Origin of the sequence: Arthrobacter sp. Leaf141 (assembly GCF_001424565.1) — a bacterium.
Taxonomy (GTDB): Bacteria; Actinomycetota; Actinomycetes; order Actinomycetales; family Micrococcaceae; genus Arthrobacter.
Window position 1 is genome coordinate 194858 of record NZ_LMOL01000007.1, and the last position, 23163, is coordinate 218020.

Below are 23163 nucleotides of genomic sequence, written 5' to 3' on the forward strand. Positions count from 1 at the left end.
TTTTCTGTCGAGCTTTCCCTCAACAGTAGGAAGCGGCAGTTTCGCTTCAGTTTCCCAATTGTTTCGCGAACTTAACTTCTGCATCACGAACGCATTTCCCGGCGGGTTAGGTGTCTTTTACGCGCCGGACACATTCGCCGCACCCCGTTGAAACACCTGCCGCCTAGCGTGGAACGTGGCCGCAACGGCTGCCAGAGACTGGCATAACAAGCACAGGGAGAGGAGCCGGACATGACGGCAACACTGGAACTTGGGGTACCCGGGACCGCAACGGCCGACGCCGGAACGCGCCCCACCGCCGGATGGCACCGCATCTGCGCCGTTGAGGACCTCGAACTGTCCTGGGGTGAGGCGGCTCTGGTCGACGGCCGCCAGGTGGCGGTCTTCCGTACCGGCGCGAGTGAGGTTTTCGCCGTCGCCAACGAGGACCCGGCCACCGGGGCCCACGTGATGGCGCGCGGCATCCTGGGCTCGCGGGGCCTGCGGCCCACCATCGCCTCGCCGCTGCACAAAGAGGTCTATGACCTCGAGACCGGCGAATGCCTGACCAGCCCGGGCCTTGCCCTGGACACGTTCAGTACGCGGCTGGCCGGCGGCTTCCTGGAAGTCGAGCTCTAGGCCGCCGCAGCGTTCCGGCCGCTACAGGCCGAGGGCTTCGCTGACATCCTGCAGGGCCGCGTCCAGTGCCGAACGCGCCGCCTGCCGGGCGGCCGGAAGCTCAGCCGCGGACCCCACGTGCTGGATCACCTCGAGGTAGCACTTGAGTTTGGGCTCGGTGCCGCTGGGCCTGATGATCACCCGGGTCAGGTCCCGGGTGACATACAGGAGGCCGTCCGTGGGCGGCAGCTGCGGGCTGCCCTCCGCCAGGTCCGTGTAGACCTCCACTGCGGAGGACGCAAAGGATTCGGGCGGGGAGACGCGGAGCCGGTTCATCATGGCATCCAGCAGCCCCAGGTCCGCCACGCGGATACTCAGCTGGTCACTCGCGTGCAGCCCGTGCCGCAGATAAAGGTCATCCAGCGTGTCAAAAACTGTCCGGCCGTCCGCTTTTGCGGCGGCGGCCAGCTCGGCGATCAGGACAGCGGCGGAAATACCGTCCTTGTCCTTCACCAGGTCCGGGGCCACGCAGTAGCCCAGCGCTTCCTCGTAGCCGTACACCAGGCCGGGAACACGGGAAATCCATTTAAAGCCGGTGAGGGTTTCCTCATGGTCGTAACCGGCTGCGGCGGCGATGCGGGCCAGCAGCCGGGAGGACACAATCGAGTTGGCAAAGACGCCCCGGTGTTCCCCTTCCGGGGTGCCGTCGGCGTTGGCGGACCTGGCCGCGACGTGCGCGCCCAGCAGCGCACCCACTTCGTCGCCGCGGAGCATCCGCCAGGCACCCGTATCCGGGTCCTTGGCAGCTACAGCGGCCCGGTCGGCGTCGGGGTCGTTGGCGATAACGATGTCCGCGTCCAGCCGCTCTGCGGCTTGCAGTGCCAGGTCCAGGGCGCCCGGCTCCTCCGGGTTGGGGAAACTGACGGTGGGGAAGCCAGGGTCCGGCTCGGCCTGCTCCGCCACCAGGGTGACGTTCTGGAAACCTGCGGCGTTAAGGACAGCCAGTGCGGTGGCCCCGCCTACCCCGTGCAGCGGGGTCAGGACGATCCGCAGGTCCCGGGCCGGGAACCGGTCCGGGCGGGCCAGCCCGGCGGTGGCTTCCCGGTACGCGGCGGCGAGGGAGCCGTCCAGGACGGTCCAGCCCTCGGTGGCCAGGGCGATGCCCGCCAGCGGTCCCACGGCGTCGATGTGGGCGGCGATTGCGGCGTCGAACGGGGCCACGATCTGGGCGCCGTTGCCGCTTTCCGGCACCGCGTGGCGGCCCAGATAGACCTTGTAGCCGTTGTCCTGGGGCGGGTTGTGGCTGGCGGTGACCATCACGCCGCCGTCGCATCCGAGCGCGCGGACGGCGTAGGCCAGCAGGGGAGTGGGCAGCGCCGCCGGGAGCAGGAACGTTTCAATCCCCACTGCGGTGAAGATCGCCGCCGTTTCGGCGGCGAAGACGTCGGAATTGTGCCGGGCGTCGTAGCCAACGACGGCGCGCGGCCGGGTTCCGGGCGCAGCCTCAGCTACGGCAGCCAGCAGGAACGCCGCGAAACCGGCGGCGGCGCGGCGCACCACCACGCGGTTCATCCGGTTGGGGCCGGGGCCGAGGGCTGCGCGCAGGCCGGCGGTGCCGAACTGGAGGGTGCCGCTGAAGCTGTCGGCGAGTTCCTGCCGGGCGGCGGGATCGCCCTCCCCATCGCGCCGGAGCAACTCAAGGAGGGCGGCGGACGTTGCCGGGTCCGGGTCTTGGGCGGCCCATTCACGGGCCTCGGTGAGCAGGCGGGACTCGGCAGCGGGGGTCGTCATGCCCCTAACGCTATCGTCATTGGGCTGGCGTTTCAGCCACTGCGGGGCCGCAACCGGCCGGATGCCGGGCTTTTTCCAGCCTGGTTGCGGCCCCGCACGTGGTTCAGAGTTTGGTGATGATGTCCGCGAGGAGCCGGGAGATCCGCGGGCCGGCGGCCTGGCCGGATTCGATGACTTCCTGGTGGCTGAGTGGCTGCGGGCTGATGCCGGCGGCGAGGTTGGTGACCAGGGAGATGCCGAAGACTTCCATGCCGGCGTGCCGCCCGGCGATTGCTTCCAGCGCCGTGGACATGCCCACCAGTTCCGCCCCGATCCGCTTGGCGTACTGCACTTCCGCGGGGGTTTCGTAGTGCGGACCCGTGAACTGGGCGTAAACGCCCTGGTCCAGGGTGGGGTCCACTTCCCGGGCCAGGTCCCGGATCCGCGCGGAGTAGAGATCGGTCAGGTCCACAAACGTGGCCCCTTCCAGGGGCGAGGCCGCGGTGAGGTTGATGTGGTCGCTGATCAGGACCGGCGTTCCCGGGGTCCAGGCTTCGTTCAGCCCGCCGCAGCCGTTGGTGAGGACCAGGGTTTTGCAGCCTGCAGCGGCGGCGGCGCGGATCCCGTGGACCACGGCACGCACGCCCTTGCCCTCGTAGTAGTGGGTGCGTGCGCCGAGGACCAGGGCCCGTTTGCCGTCCTTGGTGAGGATGGACCGGATGGTGCCCACGTGGCCTTCCACCGCCGGGGCGTGGAAGCCGGGGACCTCCGCGGCGGAGAGTGTGGCGGTGGTTTCGCCGATCAGGTCGGCCGCCTCGCCCCAGCCGGAGCCGAGGACCAGGGCCACGTCATGGCTGTCGACGCCGGTTTCCTCGGCGATGTAGTCGGCCGCGGCCTGGGCGGCGGCGAAGGGATCCGTGTTCAGGAAGTCTGTTGTACTCACTGGTACAAGCTATCCTGCCGCCCCGGGCGAGGCCCACCTTTCGGTGGGGTTTGGTGAGAGAACGGTTTCTTTGGTGGTTCGGCGGAACAGGGGCGAGAATGGTTGATTGTGACTACGCACCCAGATTTCAGTTCACCCCGGATCGCAATCCTGGGAGGTGGTCCGGGCGGGTACGAAGCCGCCATGGTGGCCGCCTCGCTGGGGGCGCAGGTCACCATCATCGAACGTGCCGGCCTGGGCGGCTCCGCAGTCCTCACGGACGTGGTTCCGTCCAAAACCCTCATTGCCACGGCTGACCTGATGACCCGGGTCGGTGAGGCCGGCGAACTGGGCGTGAAGTTCGACGTCGACGGCGGCGACTTTGTTCCCGTGATGCGCGCGGACCTCAAGCACATCAACGACCGGCTGCTGAACCTGGCCCGGAGCCAGTCCAAGGACATCCACGACGGCCTGGCCCTGCAGGGCGTCCGGATCCTCACCGGTTCCGGCCGGCTGCTGGATGACCACACCATCGAGGTCCTCACCGCCGACGGCACCGAGACGGTCGAGGCGGACACCATCCTGCTGGCCGTCGGGGCCCACCCGCGAGAGCTCCCCACCGCCCGTCCCGACGGCGAACGGATCCTGAACTGGGCCCAGATCTACAATCTGGACGAGCTGCCCGAGGACCTGATTGTGGTGGGGTCCGGCGTGACCGGCGCCGAATTCGCCTCCGCCTACAACGGCCTGGGCTCCAAGGTCACCCTCATCTCCAGCCGCGACCGCGTGCTGCCGGGTTCCGACGTCGACGCGGCAGTGGTCCTGGAGGAAGTCTTCGAACGCCGCGGCGTCCGCGTGCTGTCCCGCTCCCGCGCCGAGGCTGTGGAACGCACGGAGGACGGCGTGGTGGTCACGCTGGGCGACGGGTCCAAGGTCACCGGCAGCCACTGCCTGGTCTGCGTGGGCTCCATTCCCAACACGGCCGGCATCGGCCTGGAAGAGGCCGGTGTGGCGGTCAGCGACGGCGGTTACATCAAGGTGGACGGCGTCTCCCGCACCACCGCCCCGAACATCTATGCTGCCGGCGACTGCACGGGAGTGCTCCCGCTGGCGTCCGTGGCCGCCATGCAGGGCCGCATCGCCGTGGCGCACTTTATGGGCGACGGCGTGACCCCGCTGAAGCTGCACCAGGTGGCGTCCAACATCTTCACCTCACCGGAGATCGCAAACGTGGGCGTGACGGAAGCGGAGATCGAGTCCGGCAAGTACCAGGGCGATGTCATCAAGCTGTCGCTCCGGAGCAACGCCCGGGCCAAGATGCGCAACCACCGCGACGGTTTTGTGAAGATCTTCGCCCGGAAGGGCTCCGGAACCGTGATCGGCGGGGTGGTGGTGGGTCCCAACGCTTCCGAGCTGATCTTCCCGATCGCCATCGCCGTCAAGCAGAAACTGCACGTTGATGACGTGGCCAGCACCTTCACCGTCTACCCGTCCCTGACGGGGTCCATCTCGGAAGCCGCGCGCCGCCTGCACGTTCACATGTAGGTTAGGCCCATGGCAACTTCACTGGTGCGGCCCCGCCGCGGAAAAATCATCGGCGGCGTCTGCGCTGCCCTCGCCGCCCGGTTCGGGCTGCCAAAATTCCTGGTCCGGCTGGGTTTTGTCATCTTTGGTGTGGTGGGCATCGGGGAACTGGTGTACATCATCCTCTGGGTCCTGATTCCGAAGGACGCAGCCTAGGCACGTGCCGGGGCAGGGTTGGCCCCCTGGACCGGGGGCCAACGGGGCGGGCTCTACGGCCCCATGCCTTCGAAGGCCTCGGGGTAGGGGAACTTATGGCCGTTGCAGAGCAGGCCAGGACTTGGCACCATTGCCTTGCCGCCGGCCTTGACGATCTGGCCGTAGGACTGGACCCGGCCGCCTTCCACAGGATCATCTGGAGTGTCGTTCTGACCAGAGAACGAGCAGATGGAGTTGGCGTGGGCTGGCCCTCGTTCAACCTGCCCGGCCGCCATCGCCGGGGCGGCCTGCAGGCCGATGAATGCCGCCGTGCAGATGGCAGCACCAATCAATGATGTTTTGCGCATAGCTTTCCTCGATCTCTAGAAGTGCTGAAACTTCCAGGCCACAGGCGCATGCCGATCCGGTGCAAACCCTGACACTGCCCAGCGCAGGCCTGCAACCCCCGGGACGGATCCCGTGCGGGAATCTTAGGAGCTTCGGGGCGGGAAAGGAAGGGCCTCAGGGTTCGGGGGGTTCCTCAGGCGGCCGGGACCGCCTGGAAGTGTTTTTCGATCAGCCCGCGGATGTCGTCGTGGCAGCCGCCGCAACCGGTTCCCGCCCGCGTGGCTTTGGAAACCTCGGGAACGGTGGCACAGCCTCCCGCCACGGCGTCCTGGATCACCGCACCGCTGACACCGGCACACCGGCACACGGTTCCCTGCGGATCAGCGGTAACGGGCAGCTGGTCCGGGCCATCGAGGCGCAGCAGCAGGGACCGGTCCGCCGGCAGTTCGGCGCCGCGTTCAAAGAGACCCACAAGTTCGGCCGCGGTCCGTGGCATCCCCACCGAAACCAGGCTTGCCAGGACACCGCCGCGGGTGGTCATTTTGACGTAGCGGCCGTGCTCGGGATCAGCCCACTGGGCAATCTGCAGGCGTGGCCTGCCATTCACGGCACCGGCGGACAGTGCCTCGTCGTCCCACGGATCGGCACTGTTGTCCCCGGCCACGGCCATGTTCATGCCGCGCGCCTTGAGCACCACCACTCCTGCCTGCTCCGGCGGCAGGGCCGGCAGCGCTTCCGCGTCCTCAACCAGCCCCGCGGCCAGGAGGCCCAGGTATTCGGCAAGCCATTCGGCCTGCCGCCAGCCCGGTCCCACCAGGCCGGAGGGGCCCTTGGCGTTGCGGCAGTCGGTGCAGTCCGGGTCGGGGCAGCGCACCTCGGCGCAGTCGCCGATCGCGAAAATGTGCGGCTCGTGGTGCGCGCGGAGCCGATGGTCCACCAGGATGCCGGTCTGGGTGGACAGGCCGCAGCCTTCGGCCAGTTCCGTCCGGGGCCGGACGCCGCACGAGAGGACCAGGAGGTCCCCGTCAATCGCTGAACCGTCGTCAAGGAGCAGTGCCGAGAACCCGCCGTCGGGCGCGTTGTGCTCAACGCCCGTGGACCGCGCGTTGCCGGCCACCCGAACGCCGCAGCGCCGCAGGCCCGCGGCCAGGACCGCGCCGCCGCCCCTGTCGATGTTGCGCCCCAGCGGGTGCGGGCCGTTGTGCACCACCGTGACGGTGGCGCCTTCCTCCGCCGCGGCCAGCGCGGTTTCCAGGCCCAGGACGCCACCGCCCAGGACCACCACGCGTTTGCCGCCGGCCACGGCCTGGCGCAGCACCCCGGCATCGCGGAGGTCCCGCAGCGCCGTCACACCGGCTGGCAGGACCGGCGAGGTGGGGTCCGGATTGATGCCGGTGAGGTTGGGGATGACGGGCCGGGAACCGGTGGCGAAAACGAGCCGGTCGTAGTGGACGGTGCTGCCGTCCGCGAGGATGACCAGCTGCCGGGCCCTGTCCACCCGGCGGACCCGGGTGCCCAGCCGGACGTCAACGCCGTCCCCGGCCAAGGCCGCGTCATCCGCCAGGGCGAGGGCATCGGCGGTGGTCCGGCCCACGCCCAGATCAGCGACCAGGACCCGGTTGTAGGCGGCTTCGTTTTCCTCGCCCACCACCGTGAGCCGGACCTGGCCGGAACGGACGGCCGGCAGGAGTTCATCCACCAGCCGGGCCGCGACGGGCCCGAATCCCACAATGACTGTCTGCTCGCTCATGAGGCCTCCGACATCTGGTGCGCGTTGGTCGAAACGGGTACGGCAACGGGCCGGACCTGCACGGTATTGAACTTGAATTCGGGCATCCCGGAGATGGGGTCCGTGCTGGCTTCCGTGAGTCGGTTGGCGCTTTCCATCCCGGGGAAGTGGAACGGCAGGAACACGGTTTCGGCCCGGATGGCGGTGCTGAGCTCGGCCCGGCACACCACCTCGCCGCGTTCGTTGGAGACCGACACCAACGCGCCGGCGGTGATGCCCAGCGACCCGGCAGCGGCAGGATGGATCTGGACGGTGGCCTCCGGGCGGGTGGCCAGGAGTTCGGCCACCCGCCGGGTCTGGGCGCCGGACTGGTAGTGCTCAAGGAGCCGGCCAGTCACCAGGGTCATGGTTTTGGCGGGGGCGGCGCCGTTAGCCGCGGCTGGCGGCGCAGGCGTACGACGGCGGCGGGGCACCACCGCTGTCATCACCGCCTTGCCATCAGGGTGGGCAAAGCCGTCAGTGAACAGGCGCGGGGTTCCCGTGCTTCCGGCCGGGTAGGGCCAGTAGGCGGCTTCGCCGCGGTCCAGCATGGCGTAATCGATCCCGGAGTAATCGGCCAGGCCGCCGGCGGAGGCCAGCCGGAGTTCCTCGAAGACTGTCTCCGGGTCCTCGCTGTAGGTGGAGGGGGCGTCGAGGGCTTCCGCCAGCCGGGCCATGATCCAGAGTTCGCTGCGGGCACCGGCCGGCGGTGCCAGGGCCCGGCGGCGGCGCAGGACCCGGCCTTCGAGGTTTGTCAGGGTGCCTTCCTCCTCGGCCCACTGCAGCACGGGGAGGACCAGGTCCGCCTCGGCGGCGGTCTCGGACATAAAGAAGTCGCACACCACCAGGAAGTCCAGGCTGCGTAGGCCGGCGATGACGGCGTTTGCATCGGGGGAGGCCACGGCGATGTTGGAGGCGTGGACAAACAGGCAGTGCACCCCGTCCGGCTGGCCCAGGGACTTCAGCAGCTGCACGGCGGGGAGCCCGGGGCCGGGGATGAGGCTCTCGGGCACGCCCCACACACCGGCCACGTGGGCCCGGGCGGCGGGGTCGGTGATCTTGCGGTAGCCCGGGAGTTGGTCGGCCTTCTGGCCGTGCTCGCGGCCGCCCTGGCCGTTGCCCTGGCCGGTAAGGGTGCCGTAGCCGCTGCGGGCTGAGCCGGGCAGGCCCAGCAGGAGGCTGAGGTTGATGGCGGCCGTGGCGGTATCTGTGCCGTCCACGTGCTGTTCCACGCCGCGGCCGGTGAGGATGTAGGCACCGCCCCGGGTGGCTCCGGCGGCGAGCCGCCGGGCGGTTTCGCGGATCAGCTCCGCCGGGACCCCGGTGAGGCCCTGGACCCGTTCCGGCCAGAAGGCGCTGACGCTCCGGGCCACGGCGCTGTAGCCGGAGGTACGGTCCGCCACGTAGGTGGTGTCCACCAGTTTTTCGGCAATGACCACGTGGGCGATGCCCAGCAGGAGGGTCAGGTCGGTGCCCGGCAGGGGCTGGAGGTGGAGGCCGGCGCCGTCGGCGGTGAAGTCGGCAGTGGCGGAGCGCCGCGGGTCCACCACGATCAGGCCGCCGGCGTCGCGGGCGCCCTTGAGGTGCTGGACGAAGGGCGGCATGGTTTCGGCCACGTTGGAGCCGAGCATCAGGATGGTGGCGGCGGTGTCCAGGGCAACGAGTGGGAACGGCAGGCCGCGGTCCACACCGAAGGCCCGCATCCCGGCGGCTGCTGCGGAGGACATGCAGAACCGGCCGTTGTAGTCGATCCGGGAGGTGCGCAGAGCCAACCGGGCGAACTTGCCCAGCATGTAGGCCTTCTCGTTGGTGAGCCCGCCGCCGCCGAAGACACCCACGGCATCCGCGCCGTAGCGGGCCTGCGTGGCCTGCACGGCATTGGCGGCCAGCTCCAGGGCGTGGTCCCACGTGATGGGGCGGTGGACGCCGTCGGGCCCTTTGAGGAGCGGCTCGGTGACCCGGCCCGGGTGGTTCAGCAGCGAGGCGGAGGTCCAGCCCTTGCGGCACAGGCCGCCCTTGTTGGTGGGGAAGTCGCGGCCGGCCACGTCTAGGACGGGGGCTGCCGACGGTGCGGGAGGAAGCAGGGTCACGGGGACCGGCCCCGGCGTTGACGCCGGGGCCGGATCCGCGGGGGAGGTCAGCGTCATGGCGCACTGCAGGGCGCAGTAAGGGCAGTGCGTGTCGGCGCTTGTGGTCATGTTAGACGTGTCCCATCGCATTTCGGTTGGCGTTGCGGATGTAGAAGAACCAGCAGACCACCAGCATCAGGACGTAGGCCCCCACGAAACCGTAGAAGGCCGGGGTGTACGAGCCGGTGGCCGTGTTGGAGGCGTTGAGCACCTGCGGAATCACGAACCCGCCGTAGGCGCCGATCGCCGAGATCAGGCCCAGGGCCGAGGACGCCAGCCGCTGGGTTGCCACGGAGTTGGCGCCCTTCCGGGCGGCGCGGCTGGAGATGGCGAAGATGACCGGGATCATTCGGTACGTTGCGCCGTTTCCGAAGCCGCTGGCGGTGAAGAGCATTAGGAACAGGACCAGGAAGAGCCAGAAGTTCTTCAGGGGCAGCGTCCAGATCATGGTCAGGGTGATGACGGCCATGGCGGCGAAGGCCGCGACGGTCATCCGGGCGCCGCCCATGCGGTCGGCCATGCGGCCGCCGTAGGGGCGGGCCAGGGAGCCCACCAGCGGGCCGAGGAAGGCCAGCGACAGGGCCACGGTGCCGATCCCGATGGAGGAGAAGGCCGGGAAGTAGTCCTTGATCAGTTTCGGGAAGACACCGGCGAAGCCGATGAACGAACCGAAGGTGCCGATGTACAGCAACGCCATGATCCACAGGTGCGGTTCCTTCAGGGCTGCCACGGAACCGGCGATGTCGCCCTTGGCGCTGGTGAGGTTGTCCATGTACTTCCAGGCACCAAACGCGGCGATCAGGATGAAGGGAACCCACATCCAGCCGGCCAGTGGAAGGTTGACGGTGCCCACTGCAAGGAGGGTGATGACGATCGGGACGGCCAGCTGCGCGACGGCGGCGCCCATGTTTCCGCCGGCCGCATTCAGGCCCAGTGCCCAGCCCTTTTCCCGGGCCGGGTAGAAGAAGGTGATGTTGGCCATGGAGCTGGCGAAGTTGCCGCCGCCGAAGCCTGCCAGCGCCGCCACCAGGAGCATCACGCCAAACGGGGTTTCCGGGTTGGAGACGCAGAGCGCCAGTCCCGTCGCTGGGATCAGGAGCAGCAGGGCCGAGACGATGGTCCAGTTGCGGCCGCCGAAGCGCGGAACCATAAACGTGTAAGGGATGCGGAGCGTTGCGCCCACCAGGCTGGGCATGGAGATGAGCCAGAAGATTTCCGAGGTGCTGAACGTGAAGCCTGCGGCCGGCAGCTGGACCACCACGATGGACCACAGCTGCCACACCACAAAGCCGAGGAATTCGGCGAAGATGGACCAGTTCAGGTTGCGGCGGGCGATGGCGCGGCCGCCGGACTCCCATTGTTCCTTGTTCTCGGCATCCCAGTTGGCGATCCAGCGGCCGGGGCGGAATTCAAGGGCGGGAGCGGCGGTGGTGCCGGCAGTGCCGGGCTGTGCGCTGGCGGCTGCGGACCCATTGACCTCGGTGAGATCAAGGGAATTTCCGGTGCCGGCATCAGCGGTGCGATCGACAGTCACGGGTTACCTCCTTCGGGGGATGTTGTTCCTCCAAGGTAGGTAAGGCGCGTTTCGCGGACCGACCCGCTTTGTTAACGCGCTGTGACATTTGCCTATCGGGCCCCCTGGGGCAGCGTTAGGCGAAGGCCGAAGCGCGGGAAATGAGACACATCCCACACGTCCGCATTGTGGACCTTTCGTCCATTGACTGGACTGGGGGAACTAATATTGAACTCTGATTATTTCGAGCCGGGCCAGTCCGATGTTTCCGGCCGCTCCTGATGAAAGCGTTTACTATGTCTTCCACCGATACCTCCACGGTGCCGGGCCAGCCGCAGCCGGTGAATTCCCGTGGCCGCGTAATCGTGGCCAGCCTGATTGGCACCACAGTCGAGTTCTACGACTTCTACGTGTACGCCACCGCCGCGGTGCTCGTTTTCCCGCAGCTGTTCTTCCCCAACCAGAACGAAACCACCCAGCTGCTCAGCTCCTTCGCAGTTTTCGGCGTGGCTTTTGTGGCCCGCCCGCTCGGTTCAATCGTCTTTGGGCACTTCGGTGACAAGTTCGGCCGCAAGGGCACCCTGGTGGCCTCTCTGCTGACCATGGGCATTGCCACGTTCCTGATCGGCTGCCTGCCCACAGCGAAAGTGGAGGGCTGGGAGTTCTGGGCCCCCGCCCTGCTGGTGGTGATGCGCTTTGCGCAGGGCCTTGCACTCGGCGGCGAATGGAGCGGAGCTGCCCTCCTGGCCACCGAGAACGCCCCGGCCAACAAACGAGCCATCTACGGGACGTTCCCGCAGCTGGGTGCCCCCATCGGGTTCATTATCGCCAACGTCATCTTCCTGGTGGCCAGCTACACTCTGACCCCGCAGGCCTTTATGGACTGGGGCTGGCGTGTGCCGTTCCTGCTCAGCGCCGTGATGGTCATCATCGGCCTGTACGTCCGGCTCAAACTGATCGAAACCCCGGCGTTCACCAAGGTGCTCGAATCCAATGAAGTGGCCAAGCTGCCGCTGGCCCGCGTCTTCAACACCAGCTGGCGTCCGCTGATCCTGGGCACGTTCATCATGCTCGCCACTTACGTGCTCTTCTATCTGATGACCACATTCACCCTGACCTACGGCACCCGCGCCAGCAGCCTGGATGCGGCCAAGGCCGCAGCGGAGAAGGCCGGCAAGCCGATGACCGAGGCCGCGGCCGCAGCCTTTGTTCCCGGCCTGGGGTTCACCCGCAACGACTTCCTCTGGATGCTCATTGCCGGCGTGGTGTTCTTCGGTATCTTCACCCTGGTCTCCGGCCCCCTGGCAGAGAAGTACGGCCGCCGCAAAATGCTGCTGGCCGTTACCGGCGGCATCCTGGTCTTCGGCCTGCTTTTCGTCCCGCTGTTCAGCGGCGGGTTCGTGGGCACCATGGCGTTGCTGGTCATCGGCTTCTCCCTGATGGGCCTCACCTTTGGCCCCATGGGCGCGCTGCTGCCCGAACTGTTCCCCACCAACGTGCGGTACACCGGTTCAGCTGTCAGCTACAACGTCTCCAGCATCCTCGGCGCAGCGGTGGCACCGTTCATCGCCGTGGCACTGTGGGAGCTGGCTGACGGCAGCCCGGTCCTGGTGGGTGTCTACCTCAGCGTGATGGCCGTCCTGACGCTCATCGCCCTGTTTGTGAGCAAGGAAACCCGCGACCTGGACTACGAAAACAACGTGGCCTGACCTGCGCGGCAGCCTGCGGAAATGCCCGGCGCGGTCCTTTGGGACCGGCCGGGCATTTTTATGCCCCGGTGGCGTAACGGGCCACGAAGTTCCGCAGCACCCCCATCGGCTCGGTGACCGTAAACCGGCGGGCGTTGGCCATCAGCTCGCCGGCCGAGTCCGGCGGGAAGTAACCGGCGTTCCGGTAGATGTCGATCCTGGTGACCAGCCCGTCCACGTCGAGCTCGGGATGGAACTGCGTGGCGTAAAGGTTGGTGCGGATCCGGAACATGTGCACAGGGCACGTTGCGGAGCTGGCCAGCAGCACTGCGTGCGGCGGCAGGGTGGTGCAGGCCTCCTTGTGCCCGGTGAAGGCCGTGAAGGTCCCGGGCATGCCGGCCAGGAGCGGATCTGCCAGGCCGGCTTCGGTGAGTTTGATCTCCACCCCGCCCAGCGGCTCGCCGTACGTCCTGTCGATGACGGCACCCTGGTGCCGGCCCAGCGTCCCCACCCCGTAGCAGGCGCCCAGGAACGGAAAGTCCCGGGCCACCAGCTCATCCAGGAGTTGCGCCAGTTCGCTTTCCACCCGGTGCTGGACCGCTGACTTCTGCGTGTCCGGATCGCTGGAGGTGAACGGGCTGCCGCCCACAATCACCCCGGAATAGCCGGCCAGGTCCAGCTCCGGCAGGGGAGCGGCTTCCATCCTGACGCGGTGCAGCTGGTGGGGTTCGAGCCCGCCGTACTTCAGGTAGGCGGCGTACTCGTCATCGGCGGCGGCGTCCTCGGCCCGGGACGCGAGCAGCAGGAAGGGCAGCATTGGCTCAGCTGTGGGCGGGCTGCGCCAGGGAGCGGCGGGCCTGCGGACGGGCTGCGGGGTCGGCGTGGCGGTGCAGCAGCTTCCAGTAGCCCTCTTCGCGGCGGAAGATGCTGGTGACGCGGAGCGCGAATTCCTCGGGGGCTGCGGCGCCGTCCAGGCGGGCGCGGAAGTGCTCGGTCTCCAACAGGTAAGCGGTATCCCGCGCCGTGTAGGAGGTGATGGTGTCAAAACCAAGCATCTCGCCGTCCTGGAACTGCCGGGCGGCCTGGTCCAGCCGGGCCTCCACCTGGGCCCAGCCCCTGGCGATGCCGCCGAACGGGTTGGCCAGGGTGACGTCGTCCAGGCGTGAGTACAGCTCCTTCAGCGGGGCAGGATCGCCCTGCGTGATTCCCGGCACCGCCAGGTGGTAGCGGGCAACTTCTTCTTCAAAACTGGGTGCAAGCATGGTGCCTTCCGGGGCCCGTCAGTCTTCGATGGTGGCGATGACGGCGCCGGCGGCAACCGTTTCGCCGGCAGCAGCGGTGAGGCCGGTGATGGTGCCCGCGCGGTGGGCAGTGAGGGGCTGCTCCATTTTCATCGCTTCCAGGACAACCACCAGGTCACCTTCGGCAACAACGTCGCCTTCAGCCACTGCCACCTTCACGATGGTCCCCTGCATGGGCGAGGTCAGGGCGTTGCCGCCTGCTGCCACGGCGCCGCCGCCGGAACGGGACCGTTTTTTGGCCTTGGCGGGTTTGGCGGTGCCGCCGCCGGAACCGATGGAACCCAGGGACGCGGGCAGGACCACCTCAAGGCGCTTGCCACCCACCTCAACCACCACGCGCTGCCGTTCGCCGGCGTCGGGCGTTTCCGTCTCCGTGCCGGTGGGGGTCCAGGCGGGAATGTCGTTGACAAACGCCGTTTCGATCCAGCGGGTGTGGACCTTGAACGGACCCTCCGCGGGTGCGAAGTCCGGGTTGGTCACAACGGCAAGGTCGAAGGGGATCACGGTGGGAATGCCTTCCACCACCATCTCGGACAGGGCCCGGCGCGAGCGCTGCAGGGCCTGGGCGCGGGTGGCGCCCGTGACTACGAGCTTTGAGAGCATGGAGTCGAAGTTGCCGCTGATCGCGTCGCCCTGTTCCACGCCGGAATCAACCCTGACACCGGGACCGGTGGGGTTCACCAGGCGGGTGATGGTGCCGGGGGCGGGCATGAAGTTGCGGCCCGGGTCCTCGCCGGTGATCCGGAACTCGATGGAGTGGCCCCGGACCTCGGGGTCGCCGTAGCCGAGTTCCTCGCCACGGGCCAGCCGGAACTGCTCTCGGACCAGGTCGATGCCGGTGACTTCCTCGGAAACGCAGTGCTCCACCTGGAGGCGGGTGTTGACCTCCAGGAAGGAGATGGTGCCATCCTGGCCCACCAGGAATTCGCAGGTGCCTGCCCCCAGGTAGCCGGCCTCTTTGAGGATGGCCTTGGACGACTCATAGAGGCGCTGGTTCTGCTCGTCCGTGAGGAACGGCGCGGGGGCCTCTTCCACGAGTTTCTGGTTCCGGCGCTGGAGGGAGCAGTCACGGGTGGAGACCACCACAACGTTGCCGTGGGCATCTGCCAGGCACTGGGTTTCCACGTGCCGGGGTGCGTCCAGGAAACGCTCGATGAAGCATTCGCCGCGGCCGAAGGCGGCGACGGCCTCACGGACTGCGGATTCGAAGAGCTCGGGGATTTCCTCGCGGGTGCGGGCCACCTTGATGCCGCGGCCGCCGCCGCCGAAGGCCGCCTTGATGGCAACGGGCAAACCGAACTTGTCTACGAACGCGAGGATTTCCTCGGCCGATTCCACCGGATCGGCGGTGCCGGGGACCTGCGGGGCGCCGACCTTTTCGGCGATGTGGCGGGCCTGGACCTTGTCGCCGAGGGCCGAAATCGCCTCGGGGGAAGGGCCGATCCAGGTGATGCCGGCCGCAATCACCTGTGCGGCGAAGGCGGCGTTTTCGGCGAGGAAGCCGTAGCCGGGGTGGATGGCGTCGGCACCGGAGGCCTTGGCAGCGTCGATGATCTTGTCCATCACCAGGTAGGACTCGGCGGCGGTGTTCCCGCCCAGTGCGAAGGCCTCGTCAGCAAGGCGGACATGCAGTGCATCACGGTCCGGATCGGCGTAGACGGCCACGGACGCGATGCCCTCATCGCGGGCTGCCCGGATGATGCGGACGGCGATTTCACCGCGGTTGGCGATCAGCACCTTGGTGATGGCTGACGGCGTGGGACCTGCGGACTGCTCGAAATTTGCTGACAAGGCGTCTCCTTCTTTCCTTCAGGGAGCCTAGCGCGGTTTTGGAGGTTCCGCCGATATTACTTGCGGATTCCGCGTGTAAAGTACCCAGCCTTTGTAGGGAAGCTACAAGACTGCCGGAAAACTTCCGGTTCAGGGGGCGGGCCACAGGTCGGTGATCCGCACCTGCGCCTGGGCCAGCAGGCCCCGCAGCGTGGACACGGACAGGCCAACGACGGCGTGCGGGTCGCCGTCAACCTTGCGGATGAAGGCCCCGCCCAGGCCGTCGATGGTGAAGGAACCGGCGCACAGGAGCGGCTCCCCGGTGGCGATGTACGCGTCAATCTCTTCAGGTTCCATGTCCAGGAAGGACACCCCTGCGGAGGCCACCGTCCCCAGGGTGGCCCCCGTCCCGGTCTCTGTGCCGTCGTCGGGATCGGTGTCCCGGCAGTCCACCAGCCAGTGGCCCGTGTGGAGGACGCCGGTGTTTCCGCTCATCCGCAGCATCCGTTCCCGCGCCACCTCGGCCGTGTAGGGCTTGCCGTGCGCCTCGCCGTCGAACTCGAAGACCGAGTCGCAGCCCAGCACCAGGGCCCCGTCGGCCTCCGGGAGCGCTGCCACTGCCTCGGCTTTGGCGCGGGCCAGCAGCAGCGCTGTATCGTGCGGATCCGTGATCCCGTAGCGTGCCTGGACGGCGTCCTCGTCCACATCCGAGACCAGGACGGTGTGCCGGATGCCGGCCTCGGTGAGGAGTTTGGTGCGGGCGGGGGACTGGGAAGCCAGGATCAGACGGGTCACGGATTCAGCCTAGTGGACCGGTTCGGCCGTCCTGGCCGCAGTGTGCTCCAGCTTTTCCAGCTTGGCGCCTTCCACGTCCACGTCCGGCAGGATGCGGTCCAGCCACCGGGGCAGCCACCAGGTCTTTTCACCGAGGAGGTACATGATGGCCGGGACGATGGTCATCCGGACCACAAAGGCATCCAGCAGCACACCGAAGGCCATGGCGAAGCCCAGCGGCCGGACCATTGTCAGGTGGCTGAAGATGAAGCCGGCAAAGACGCTGACCATGATGATGGCTGCAGCGGTCACCACGGCTGCCGCGTGCCGGAAACCGATCCGGACGGCGGCCTTGGCCGGGGCGCCGTGCATGGAGGCCTCCCGCATGCCGGAGGCGATGAACACCTGGTAGTCCATGGCCAGGCCGAACAGGACGCCGATCAGGATGATCGGCAGGAAGCTCAGCACGGCGCCCGGGTTCGCAACGTCGAACACGCCACCCAGCCAGCCCCACTGGTAAACGGCCACCACGGCGCCGAACGCTGCGGCCAGCGACAGCAGGAACCCACCGGTGGCCAGGAGCGGCACCACGATGGAGCGGAACACCAGCAGGAGCAGGACCAGGGAGAGGCCGACGACGATCGCCAGGTAAGGGGGCAGCGCGTCGCCCAGCTTGGTGGAGACGTCCACGTTGCCTGCGGTCTGGCCGGTCAGGCCCATGGCCACCCCGTAGTCGGACTGGATCTCGTCATTCAGGCCGCGGAGTTCAGCCACCACCTGGACGGTGCTGGCGCTGGCCGGGCCTTCCCGGGGGATGACTTGGAAGACGGCGGTGCGGCGGTCCTCGCTCAGCGCGACGGGAACAGCGGCCACAACGTTGTCCACGGCGCGGAGCTTGTCCGCCACGTCGTACTGCAGGGTCTGGGCCTGTGCCTCGTCGAGGTTGGCCGGGAATTCGCCGACGGCCACGATGGGGCCCGTGACGCCTTCGCCGAAGCTGCGGGCGGTCAGGTCGTACGCCTGGTAAGCCTCGGAGTCCACGGGTTCGGAACCGCCGTCGGGCAGGGCCAGCTGAAGCTGGGTGGCAGGCAGGGCGAGGGTGCCCAGGAGGAGCACGCCGGCGACGAGGGCCAGGACGGGATGCTTGGTGACCAGCCCGCCCCAGCCGCGGGTGCTGCGTTCGCGGTCGGTGGCTTCGTCGGCGGCCTCGTGGCCGGGCTCGGCGTTGTGGGCTTCCGCTTTGGCCCAGGCGCGCCGGGAGATGATGCGGCGCCCGATCAGGGACAGCATGGCGGGGGTCAGGGTGATGGCCACCAGCACGGCCACCGCGACGGTGCCGGCTGCTGCCAGGCCCATCACGGTGAGGAACGGAAGGCCGGGAACCACCAGGGCGGCCAGGGCAATGATGACCGTCAGGCCTGCAAAGACCACGGCGTTGCCGGACGTGCCGGTGGCGCGGGCCACCGACTCACCGGGCTCCATGCCGGCCAGGAGCTGGGTACGGTGCCGGTTGACGATGAACAGTGAATAGTCGATGCCCACCGCCAGGCCCAGCATGAGGGCGAGCATGGGGGAGATGGAGCTCATGTCGAACAGGCCCGAGAGGGCGAACGTGATGCCGACGCCAACGCCGACGCCCATGATGGCCATCAGCAGGGGCAGGCCGGCGGCGATCAGGGTGCCCAGCATGATGATCAGCACCAGGGCGGCCACGGCGATGCCGATGATTTCCGCAGCGCCGAAGAGCTCGGAGATGTCCTCGGTGATTTCCTTGCTGGCGTAGGCGGTGACGCCGGCCTCCGAGGTTTCGTGGGCGATCTCCTGGACCTCTTCGCGGACGGCGGGGCTCAGGCCGTTGATGGAGGTGTTGAACTGCACCTGGGCCACGGCGGCGCGGCCGTCTTCGGAGACAAAGCGGATGGCTTCGGACGCTTCGGCCTGGCGCTCGCCGAGTGCAAGCTTGGCCTTGCTGGCCTCAAGTTCCTGGGTGCCGGCGTCGAGCTTGGCCTGGCCGTCTGCCAGTGCTGCCTTCTGCTGGCCCAGCCGGGCCTCGATGGTGGCAGCGTCAGCGCCGGCAGCGGTGAGCTGCTGTTCTGCTGCCGCCAGCTGTGCCTGGCCGGCCTGGAGCTCCGTGCGGGAGGCGTCCAGCTGGGCCTGGCCTGCTGCAAGCTGCTGCTCGCCGTCGGCAATGGCCTGCCCTGCCTGGTCCACCTGGGACTGGGTGGCGAACGGGTCCACGGTGCCGCGCACGTCAGGCAGCTCTTGGAGCTTCTTCAGCGCATCGGTGACAGCGGCCCGGCTGTCATCCGTAAAGCCGCCTTCCGGGGCTTCAAAAACGATCGTTGCCGTGCCGCCGGAGGCCGACGGCAGTTCCTTCTGGAGTTTGTCCGCGATGCGCTGGGTTTCAGTGCCGGGGATCTGGAAGTTGTTGGACAGCGTGCCGTGGAAAGCGGCTGCGGAACCGCCCACGGCCAGGAGCACGGCGATCCAGAGCGAGAGGACCAGCCAGCGGCGGCGGTACGAGAATTTGCCGAGGCGGTAGAGAAGCAGTGCCATGGTGGGGACCGATCTGATCAGGAGGAACGGGAAAAGGAGGGGAGAGTAGCAGCCGTCGGTGCGCCGGCGGTGAACCCGGAGTCCAGCAGGGCCATGGAATCAATGAGCAGTTGCCGAAGTTCGGCCAGGGAGGCCGGGGACAGGTCCTGGCCGCGCCGGCTGAACCACGCCTCCATGGCGGCCTTGCCGCAGGAGATCACCGAGCCGGCCAGCGCCCTGATGTACAGCTCGTCCGAGGCTGCCGGGGTGGCTGACAAGCGGTCCCGGGCCACGGCGAACACCTGTTCGCGGCAGTATTCCCAGGCTTCGAGCTCGGTGTGAGCCATCAGCGGGCTGGACTGGGTGAGCGAAAACAGTTCGGCCAGCGGTGCCACCGTCTGCGGATCCGCGAGGGCCATCAGTGCTGCCTGTGCGGATTTGAGGATCGGCTCGTCAGTGGGGCGGAGCTTCAGCTGCGAGATGGCGGACTCCAGGAAGCCATGCGAGATGGCGGCGAGGGCCGCGTCCGTGCTGCTGAAGTAGTTGAAGAAGGTACGCCGTGAAATGCCCGCCGCCGCGGCGATGTCCTCCACGGTGAAGTTGCCGGGGCCGGCGGAACGCAGGAGCCCCAGCGAGGCGTCGATGATGGCCTGGCGCGTGGCGGCCTTGTTCAGCTCGCGCCGGGTTGGGCCGGCCGCTGGTTCAGGCGGAACGGAAGGGATCACGGAATTACACTACGTGCAACTTTGCACTCTGCGCAACTTGCATTCACAGCAGAATGAAAGGTTCCCAACAGGCTCCCCTGAACCCCGCGGCGCAGGCTTGAACTGTCCCGGCAGGGATGGAAGTTCCAGCAGCCGTCAACGGACGGCGGATCCAGGAGACTCTTAAATGTCACGCACAAAGAAATTGACCCTCGGCCTGTCAGCCACGGCGTTGGCCCTTGCGGCCGGCATCGGAGTTGCCGGCATGGCCTCCGCCACCACAACACCCACACCGTCCCCAAGCGCCAGCTCCACCGCTCCTGCTGATGGCGGCACGGGCACCGATTCGGGCGCTCCTGGTGGAATGGGCAGGCATGGCGGTCACGGCGGGCCCGGCGGTGCAGGAGCATCAGCCTCTGCCTTGGCCGAAAAACTCGGCGTGGAGGAAGCCAAGGTCAGCGACGCCCTGCAGGCGTTCCGTGAGGCCAACAAGCCACAGAAGCCGGCTGACGGCACCAAGCCTGCGGAAGGGACCCGTCCCGATGAGTCAGCCCGGGATACTGCCCTGGCGAAATCGCTCGCCGAGGCCCTGGGCATCGACGAAGCCAAGGTCACTGCGGCGCTGTCGGAGCTCCGGACCGCCGCGCAGGCGGACCGGGCAGCGGCGTTGAAGACACGGCTGGACCAGGCCGTCACCGACGGCAAGCTCACCCAGGCCGAAGCGGATGCCGTCACCAAGGCTGTGGAGAGCGGCGTGATTGGCGGCGGCGGACGCTGATGGGCTGAAGGTTCCTTAACGAGGGACGTCCCCGGGATGATTCCCGGGGACGTCCTCGATCAGCACCGCAGTGGCACGCCGGTATCAGGCGCGGGCGTCCTGCAACTCGCGGGGAGTGGTGTCGGTGCTGGTGCCGTCCGTGGCGGCAGTGTCGTCGTCGTTGTTGTCATCGACGAACGGGGTGCCGTTACGCGGGGCGTTGTAAAGGGACTCGTCCAGGATTCCCTGCCGCTTGGCCACAATGGTGGGGACCAGGGCCTGGCCCGCCACGTTGACGGCCGTGCGGCCCATGTCCAGGATGGGGTCGATGGCCAGGAGCAGGCCAACGCCTGCCAGCGGCAGGCCCAGGGTGGAGAGGGTCAGCGTGAGCATCACCACGGCGCCGGTGGTGCCGGCAGTGGCGGCGGACCCGAGCACGGAGACCAGTGCGATCAGCAGGTACTGGCTGAAGTCCAGCTGGACCCCGAAGAACTGGGCCACAAAGATGGCGGAGATGGCCGGGTAGATGGCTGCGCAGCCGTCCATCTTGGTGGTGGCGCCCAGCGGGACGGCAAAGGATGCGTAGGCGCGGGGGACACCCAGGCTGCGCTCGGTGACACGCTGCGTGAGCGGCAAGGTACCCACGGAGGACCGGGAAACGAAGGCCAGCTGCACGGCCGGCCAGACGCCGGAGAAGTACTGCTTGATGGACAGCCCGTGGCTGCGGACCAGGATGGGGTAGACCACAAAGAGCACCAGGGCCAGGCCCAGGTAGATGGCCACGGCAAACTTGCCCAGGGAACCGATGGTGTCCCAGCCATATACGGCGACGGCGTTGCCGATCAGGCCCACGGTGCCCAGCGGCGCAATGCGGATGATCCACCAGAGGACTTTCTGGATTACGGCCAGGGCGGAGGCGTTGAGGGCCAGGAACGGCTCGGCGGCCTTGCCGACCTTCAGGGCAGCCACACCGATGGCGATGGCGATCACCAGGATCTGCAGGACGTTGAAGCTCACGGATGTTGTCACCGCGCCGGACTCGGCCACGCTGGAGCTGGCGCCGAGGCCCAGGAAATTTTTGGGGAAGAGACCGGTGAGGAATGCCCACCAGTTACCAACTGATGAAGGAGCCTTGCCCTCGCCGGTGATCCCGGTGTTGGCGCCCGGCTGCAGCAGGACGCCAAGGCCGATGCCGATCAGCACGGCGATCAGGGACGTAATGGCGAACCACAGCAGCGTGTTCCATGCCAGCCGCGCAGCGTTGGAGACCTGGCGGAGGTTGGAGATGGAACTGACAACAGCAGTGAAAATCAGGGGGACAACGGCGGTCTGCAGCAGGGCCACATAGCTGGACCCAATGGTCTGCAGTGTGGCGCCGAGGCCGTTGGGGGCCTCCTTGGTGCTGCCGGTGTACTTGGCCAGCAGGCCGAGGCCCAGGCCAACAATCAGGGCGGCGATGATCTGGAAGCCGAACGATCCAGCCCACTTGGGGAGCTGGAAGCCGGTCTTTCCTGCGGAATCTGAGGGGCGGGTTTGAGTGCTCACTCGAATACGCTAGGCCCGGGTCCACTATCACGGCGAAAGCATGTTGAGAAATGTTACGTGGGTGGAAAGTCGATTTGCGTCGCCAGGGGCCTGGAACCGGCGTCAGTGCCGGGGATTGTGAAGTTATTCCCGTCTGGGGTGTAACAAAGGTCATGCGGCCGCGGGGTTAGTGTTGCCTCCATGTCACAAACCATTGTTGTTGCAGGCGCCACCGGAGACCTCGGCGGACGCATCATCCGCTCCCTGCTGGCCGAGGGCGCGGGCGTCCGCGCGCTGGTCCGGCCAGGTAAGGCAATTTCGGGGGTGCTGCAGGAGGCAGGCGTCAGCGTGGTGCAGGTGGATTATCTTGATGCATCAACGTTGAAGGATGCGCTCGCGGGCGCTGACGCAGTGGTCTCGGCGCTCAGCGGGCTGGCCCCGGTGATGCTGGAGACCCAGACCCGGCTGCTGATGGCGGCCGTGGCCGCGGGCGTCCCGCGGTTCATTCCCTCCGACTATGCGGTGGACTTCACCACCATCAAGGAAGGGTCCAACCGCAACCTGCAGTGGCGGCGCGAATTCCGGAAGATTGTGGATGCGGCACCCATCCGGGCCACGTCTGTGCTCAGCGGCGCTTTCGCCGACATGCTGACGGGGGTGGCGCCGCTGATCCTGTTCCGGCAAAAGCGCGTCCTCTTCTGGCGCGACGCGGACCAGCCGATGGCGTTCACCACCATGGACGATGTTGCCGGCTACACCGCCAAAGCGGCACTCGACCCGGAGGCGCCGCGGTTCCTGCGCATCGCCGGGGACACGGTCTCATCGCGGGAGCTGGCAGCGATCATGACGGACATCAGCGGCACGCAGTACAGGACGCTGTATGCCGGCAGCATCGGATCCCTGCGCCTGATGGCGCGGGTTGGCCGGATGCTGGCCAAACCTTCGACTGACCTTTACCCTGCCTGGCAGGGCATGCAGTACTTCGGCAACATGTTCAGCGGTGACGGGGCCTTCCACACCCTGGACAACGACCGTTACGGTTCCCGGCAGTGGACCTCCGCGCGGGAGGTACTCCGCGCCCGCTGACCAAGTCTGGCCTTGCTCTGCCTTACGAAGCCTGTTCAGGCCACCTGACCGGCGCTTTGACGCCGCTGGAATCTTCGCCGGGCGAGCTGGCGGAGCATGCGGGTGTTGGGTTCCGGTGCCTCGGGTACCGGTCCGGGTCTGGCGGCCCGGCTTGCGGGCTGGGGCGGGTGCTGTGGTTTTCTGCTGCTGCTGATTGATGTGCCTGGTGGTGGGGGTGCGGTGGAGTGGTAGGTGTGGCCGGTGGGGGTGGTGAGTTGG

General features: G+C 67.7%; 19 protein-coding genes. 6 read left to right on the top strand and 13 right to left on the bottom strand.

Translation table 11 applies throughout. The annotated features are described in order from the left end of the window. Positions 1 to 231: 231 nt before the first annotated feature. A complete protein-coding gene (gene nirD, locus ASF72_RS08550; protein WP_082178244.1) occupies positions 232 to 618 on the top strand; it encodes a nitrite reductase small subunit NirD in 387 nt (128 codons plus the stop codon). A 21-nt stretch (positions 619 to 639) separates the two neighbouring features. On the opposite strand, the gene ASF72_RS08555 is transcribed toward nirD, so the two are convergent. Both ASF72_RS08555 and ASF72_RS08560 read right to left on the bottom strand, forming a co-directional pair. Continuing rightward, on the bottom strand, positions 640 to 2388 hold the full coding sequence (locus ASF72_RS08555; protein ID WP_056598026.1) for a phospho-sugar mutase: 1749 nt from the start codon (positions 2386 to 2388) through the stop codon (positions 640 to 642). Positions 2389 to 2491: 103 nt separating this feature from the next. Then, entirely contained in the window at positions 2492 to 3310 is an 819-nt protein-coding gene (locus ASF72_RS08560) for a purine-nucleoside phosphorylase (protein WP_056598028.1), read from the bottom strand. Between the two features lie 108 nt (positions 3311 to 3418). On the opposite strand from ASF72_RS08560, the gene ASF72_RS08565 reads away from it, so the two are divergent. After that, the gene (locus tag ASF72_RS08565) at positions 3419 to 4834 is read left to right on the top strand and encodes an NAD(P)H-quinone dehydrogenase (protein WP_050685071.1); all 1416 of its coding nucleotides are present in this window, start codon (positions 3419 to 3421) and stop codon (positions 4832 to 4834) included. 9 nt (positions 4835 to 4843) lie between these two features. Further along, positions 4844 to 5029: a PspC domain-containing protein gene (locus ASF72_RS08570; RefSeq protein ID WP_050685051.1), complete on the top strand. Its 186-nt coding sequence runs from the start codon at positions 4844 to 4846 to the stop codon at positions 5027 to 5029. 53 nt (positions 5030 to 5082) lie between these two features. Here ASF72_RS08570 and ASF72_RS08575 read toward each other — a convergent pair whose 3' ends face one another. The 4 genes from ASF72_RS08575 to ASF72_RS08590 all read right to left on the bottom strand — a co-directional run bounded on the left by ASF72_RS08575 (position 5083) and on the right by ASF72_RS08590 (position 10787). Then, positions 5083 to 5376: a hypothetical protein gene (locus tag ASF72_RS08575; protein ID WP_056598031.1), complete on the bottom strand. Its 294-nt coding sequence runs from the start codon at positions 5374 to 5376 to the stop codon at positions 5083 to 5085. A gap of 173 nt (positions 5377 to 5549) precedes the next feature. After that, positions 5550 to 7106 carry an FAD-dependent oxidoreductase gene (locus tag ASF72_RS08580; protein WP_056598033.1) on the bottom strand — a complete coding sequence of 519 codons (1557 nt, stop codon included), beginning with the start codon at positions 7104 to 7106 and terminating at the stop codon, positions 5550 to 5552. Then, complete coding sequence (locus ASF72_RS08585; RefSeq protein ID WP_056598035.1) at positions 7103 to 9322, bottom strand: molybdopterin oxidoreductase family protein; 2220 nt, start codon at positions 9320 to 9322, stop codon at positions 7103 to 7105. The genes ASF72_RS08580 and ASF72_RS08585 overlap by 4 nt, the downstream gene beginning before the upstream one ends. A 1-nt stretch (position 9323) precedes the next feature. Further along, positions 9324 to 10787 (bottom strand): MFS transporter, encoded by a 1464-nt coding sequence (locus ASF72_RS08590; protein ID WP_050687850.1) that lies wholly within the window; start codon positions 10785 to 10787, stop codon positions 9324 to 9326. Between the two features lie 275 nt (positions 10788 to 11062). On the opposite strand from ASF72_RS08590, the gene ASF72_RS08595 reads away from it, so the two are divergent. Further along, on the top strand, positions 11063 to 12475 hold the full coding sequence (locus tag ASF72_RS08595) for an MFS transporter (RefSeq protein WP_050687851.1): 1413 nt from the start codon (positions 11063 to 11065) through the stop codon (positions 12473 to 12475). 58 nt (positions 12476 to 12533) lie between these two features. Here the strand turns inward: ASF72_RS08595 and ASF72_RS08600 are convergent, their stop codons facing one another. From ASF72_RS08600 to ASF72_RS08625, 6 genes are all read right to left on the bottom strand, one after another. Next, positions 12534 to 13271: a glutamine amidotransferase gene (locus ASF72_RS08600; protein ID WP_050687852.1), complete on the bottom strand. Its 738-nt coding sequence runs from the start codon at positions 13269 to 13271 to the stop codon at positions 12534 to 12536. Positions 13272 to 13275: 4 nt separating this feature from the next. Further along, a complete protein-coding gene (locus ASF72_RS08605; RefSeq protein ID WP_056598037.1) occupies positions 13276 to 13716 on the bottom strand; it encodes a YybH family protein in 441 nt (146 codons plus the stop codon). A gap of 18 nt (positions 13717 to 13734) precedes the next feature. Further along, positions 13735 to 15546 (bottom strand): acetyl/propionyl/methylcrotonyl-CoA carboxylase subunit alpha, encoded by a 1812-nt coding sequence (locus ASF72_RS08610; protein ID WP_056598040.1) that lies wholly within the window; start codon positions 15544 to 15546, stop codon positions 13735 to 13737. Between the two features lie 129 nt (positions 15547 to 15675). Then, positions 15676 to 16320, bottom strand: a complete 645-nt coding sequence (locus tag ASF72_RS08615; protein ID WP_056598042.1) for a Maf family protein — start codon at positions 16318 to 16320, stop codon at positions 15676 to 15678. A gap of 9 nt (positions 16321 to 16329) precedes the next feature. Further along, entirely contained in the window at positions 16330 to 18855 is a 2526-nt protein-coding gene (locus ASF72_RS08620; RefSeq protein WP_056598044.1) for an MMPL family transporter, read from the bottom strand. 17 nt (positions 18856 to 18872) lie between these two features. Next, positions 18873 to 19556 carry a TetR/AcrR family transcriptional regulator gene (locus ASF72_RS08625; RefSeq protein WP_050687860.1) on the bottom strand — a complete coding sequence of 228 codons (684 nt, stop codon included), beginning with the start codon at positions 19554 to 19556 and terminating at the stop codon, positions 18873 to 18875. A 169-nt stretch (positions 19557 to 19725) separates the two neighbouring features. On the opposite strand from ASF72_RS08625, the gene ASF72_RS08630 reads away from it, so the two are divergent. After that, on the top strand, positions 19726 to 20316 hold the full coding sequence (locus tag ASF72_RS08630) for a hypothetical protein (RefSeq protein ID WP_056598046.1): 591 nt from the start codon (positions 19726 to 19728) through the stop codon (positions 20314 to 20316). Positions 20317 to 20400: 84 nt separating this feature from the next. Here ASF72_RS08630 and ASF72_RS08635 read toward each other — a convergent pair whose 3' ends face one another. Beyond that, positions 20401 to 21840 carry a dicarboxylate/amino acid:cation symporter gene (locus tag ASF72_RS08635; RefSeq protein ID WP_050687858.1) on the bottom strand — a complete coding sequence of 480 codons (1440 nt, stop codon included), beginning with the start codon at positions 21838 to 21840 and terminating at the stop codon, positions 20401 to 20403. Positions 21841 to 22020: 180 nt separating this feature from the next. Here ASF72_RS08635 and ASF72_RS08640 point away from each other — a divergent pair, with 180 nt between their 5' ends. Then, complete coding sequence (locus ASF72_RS08640; RefSeq protein ID WP_056598048.1) at positions 22021 to 22905, top strand: aromatic alcohol reductase; 885 nt, start codon at positions 22021 to 22023, stop codon at positions 22903 to 22905. The last annotated feature ends 258 nt before the right edge of the window (positions 22906 to 23163 follow it).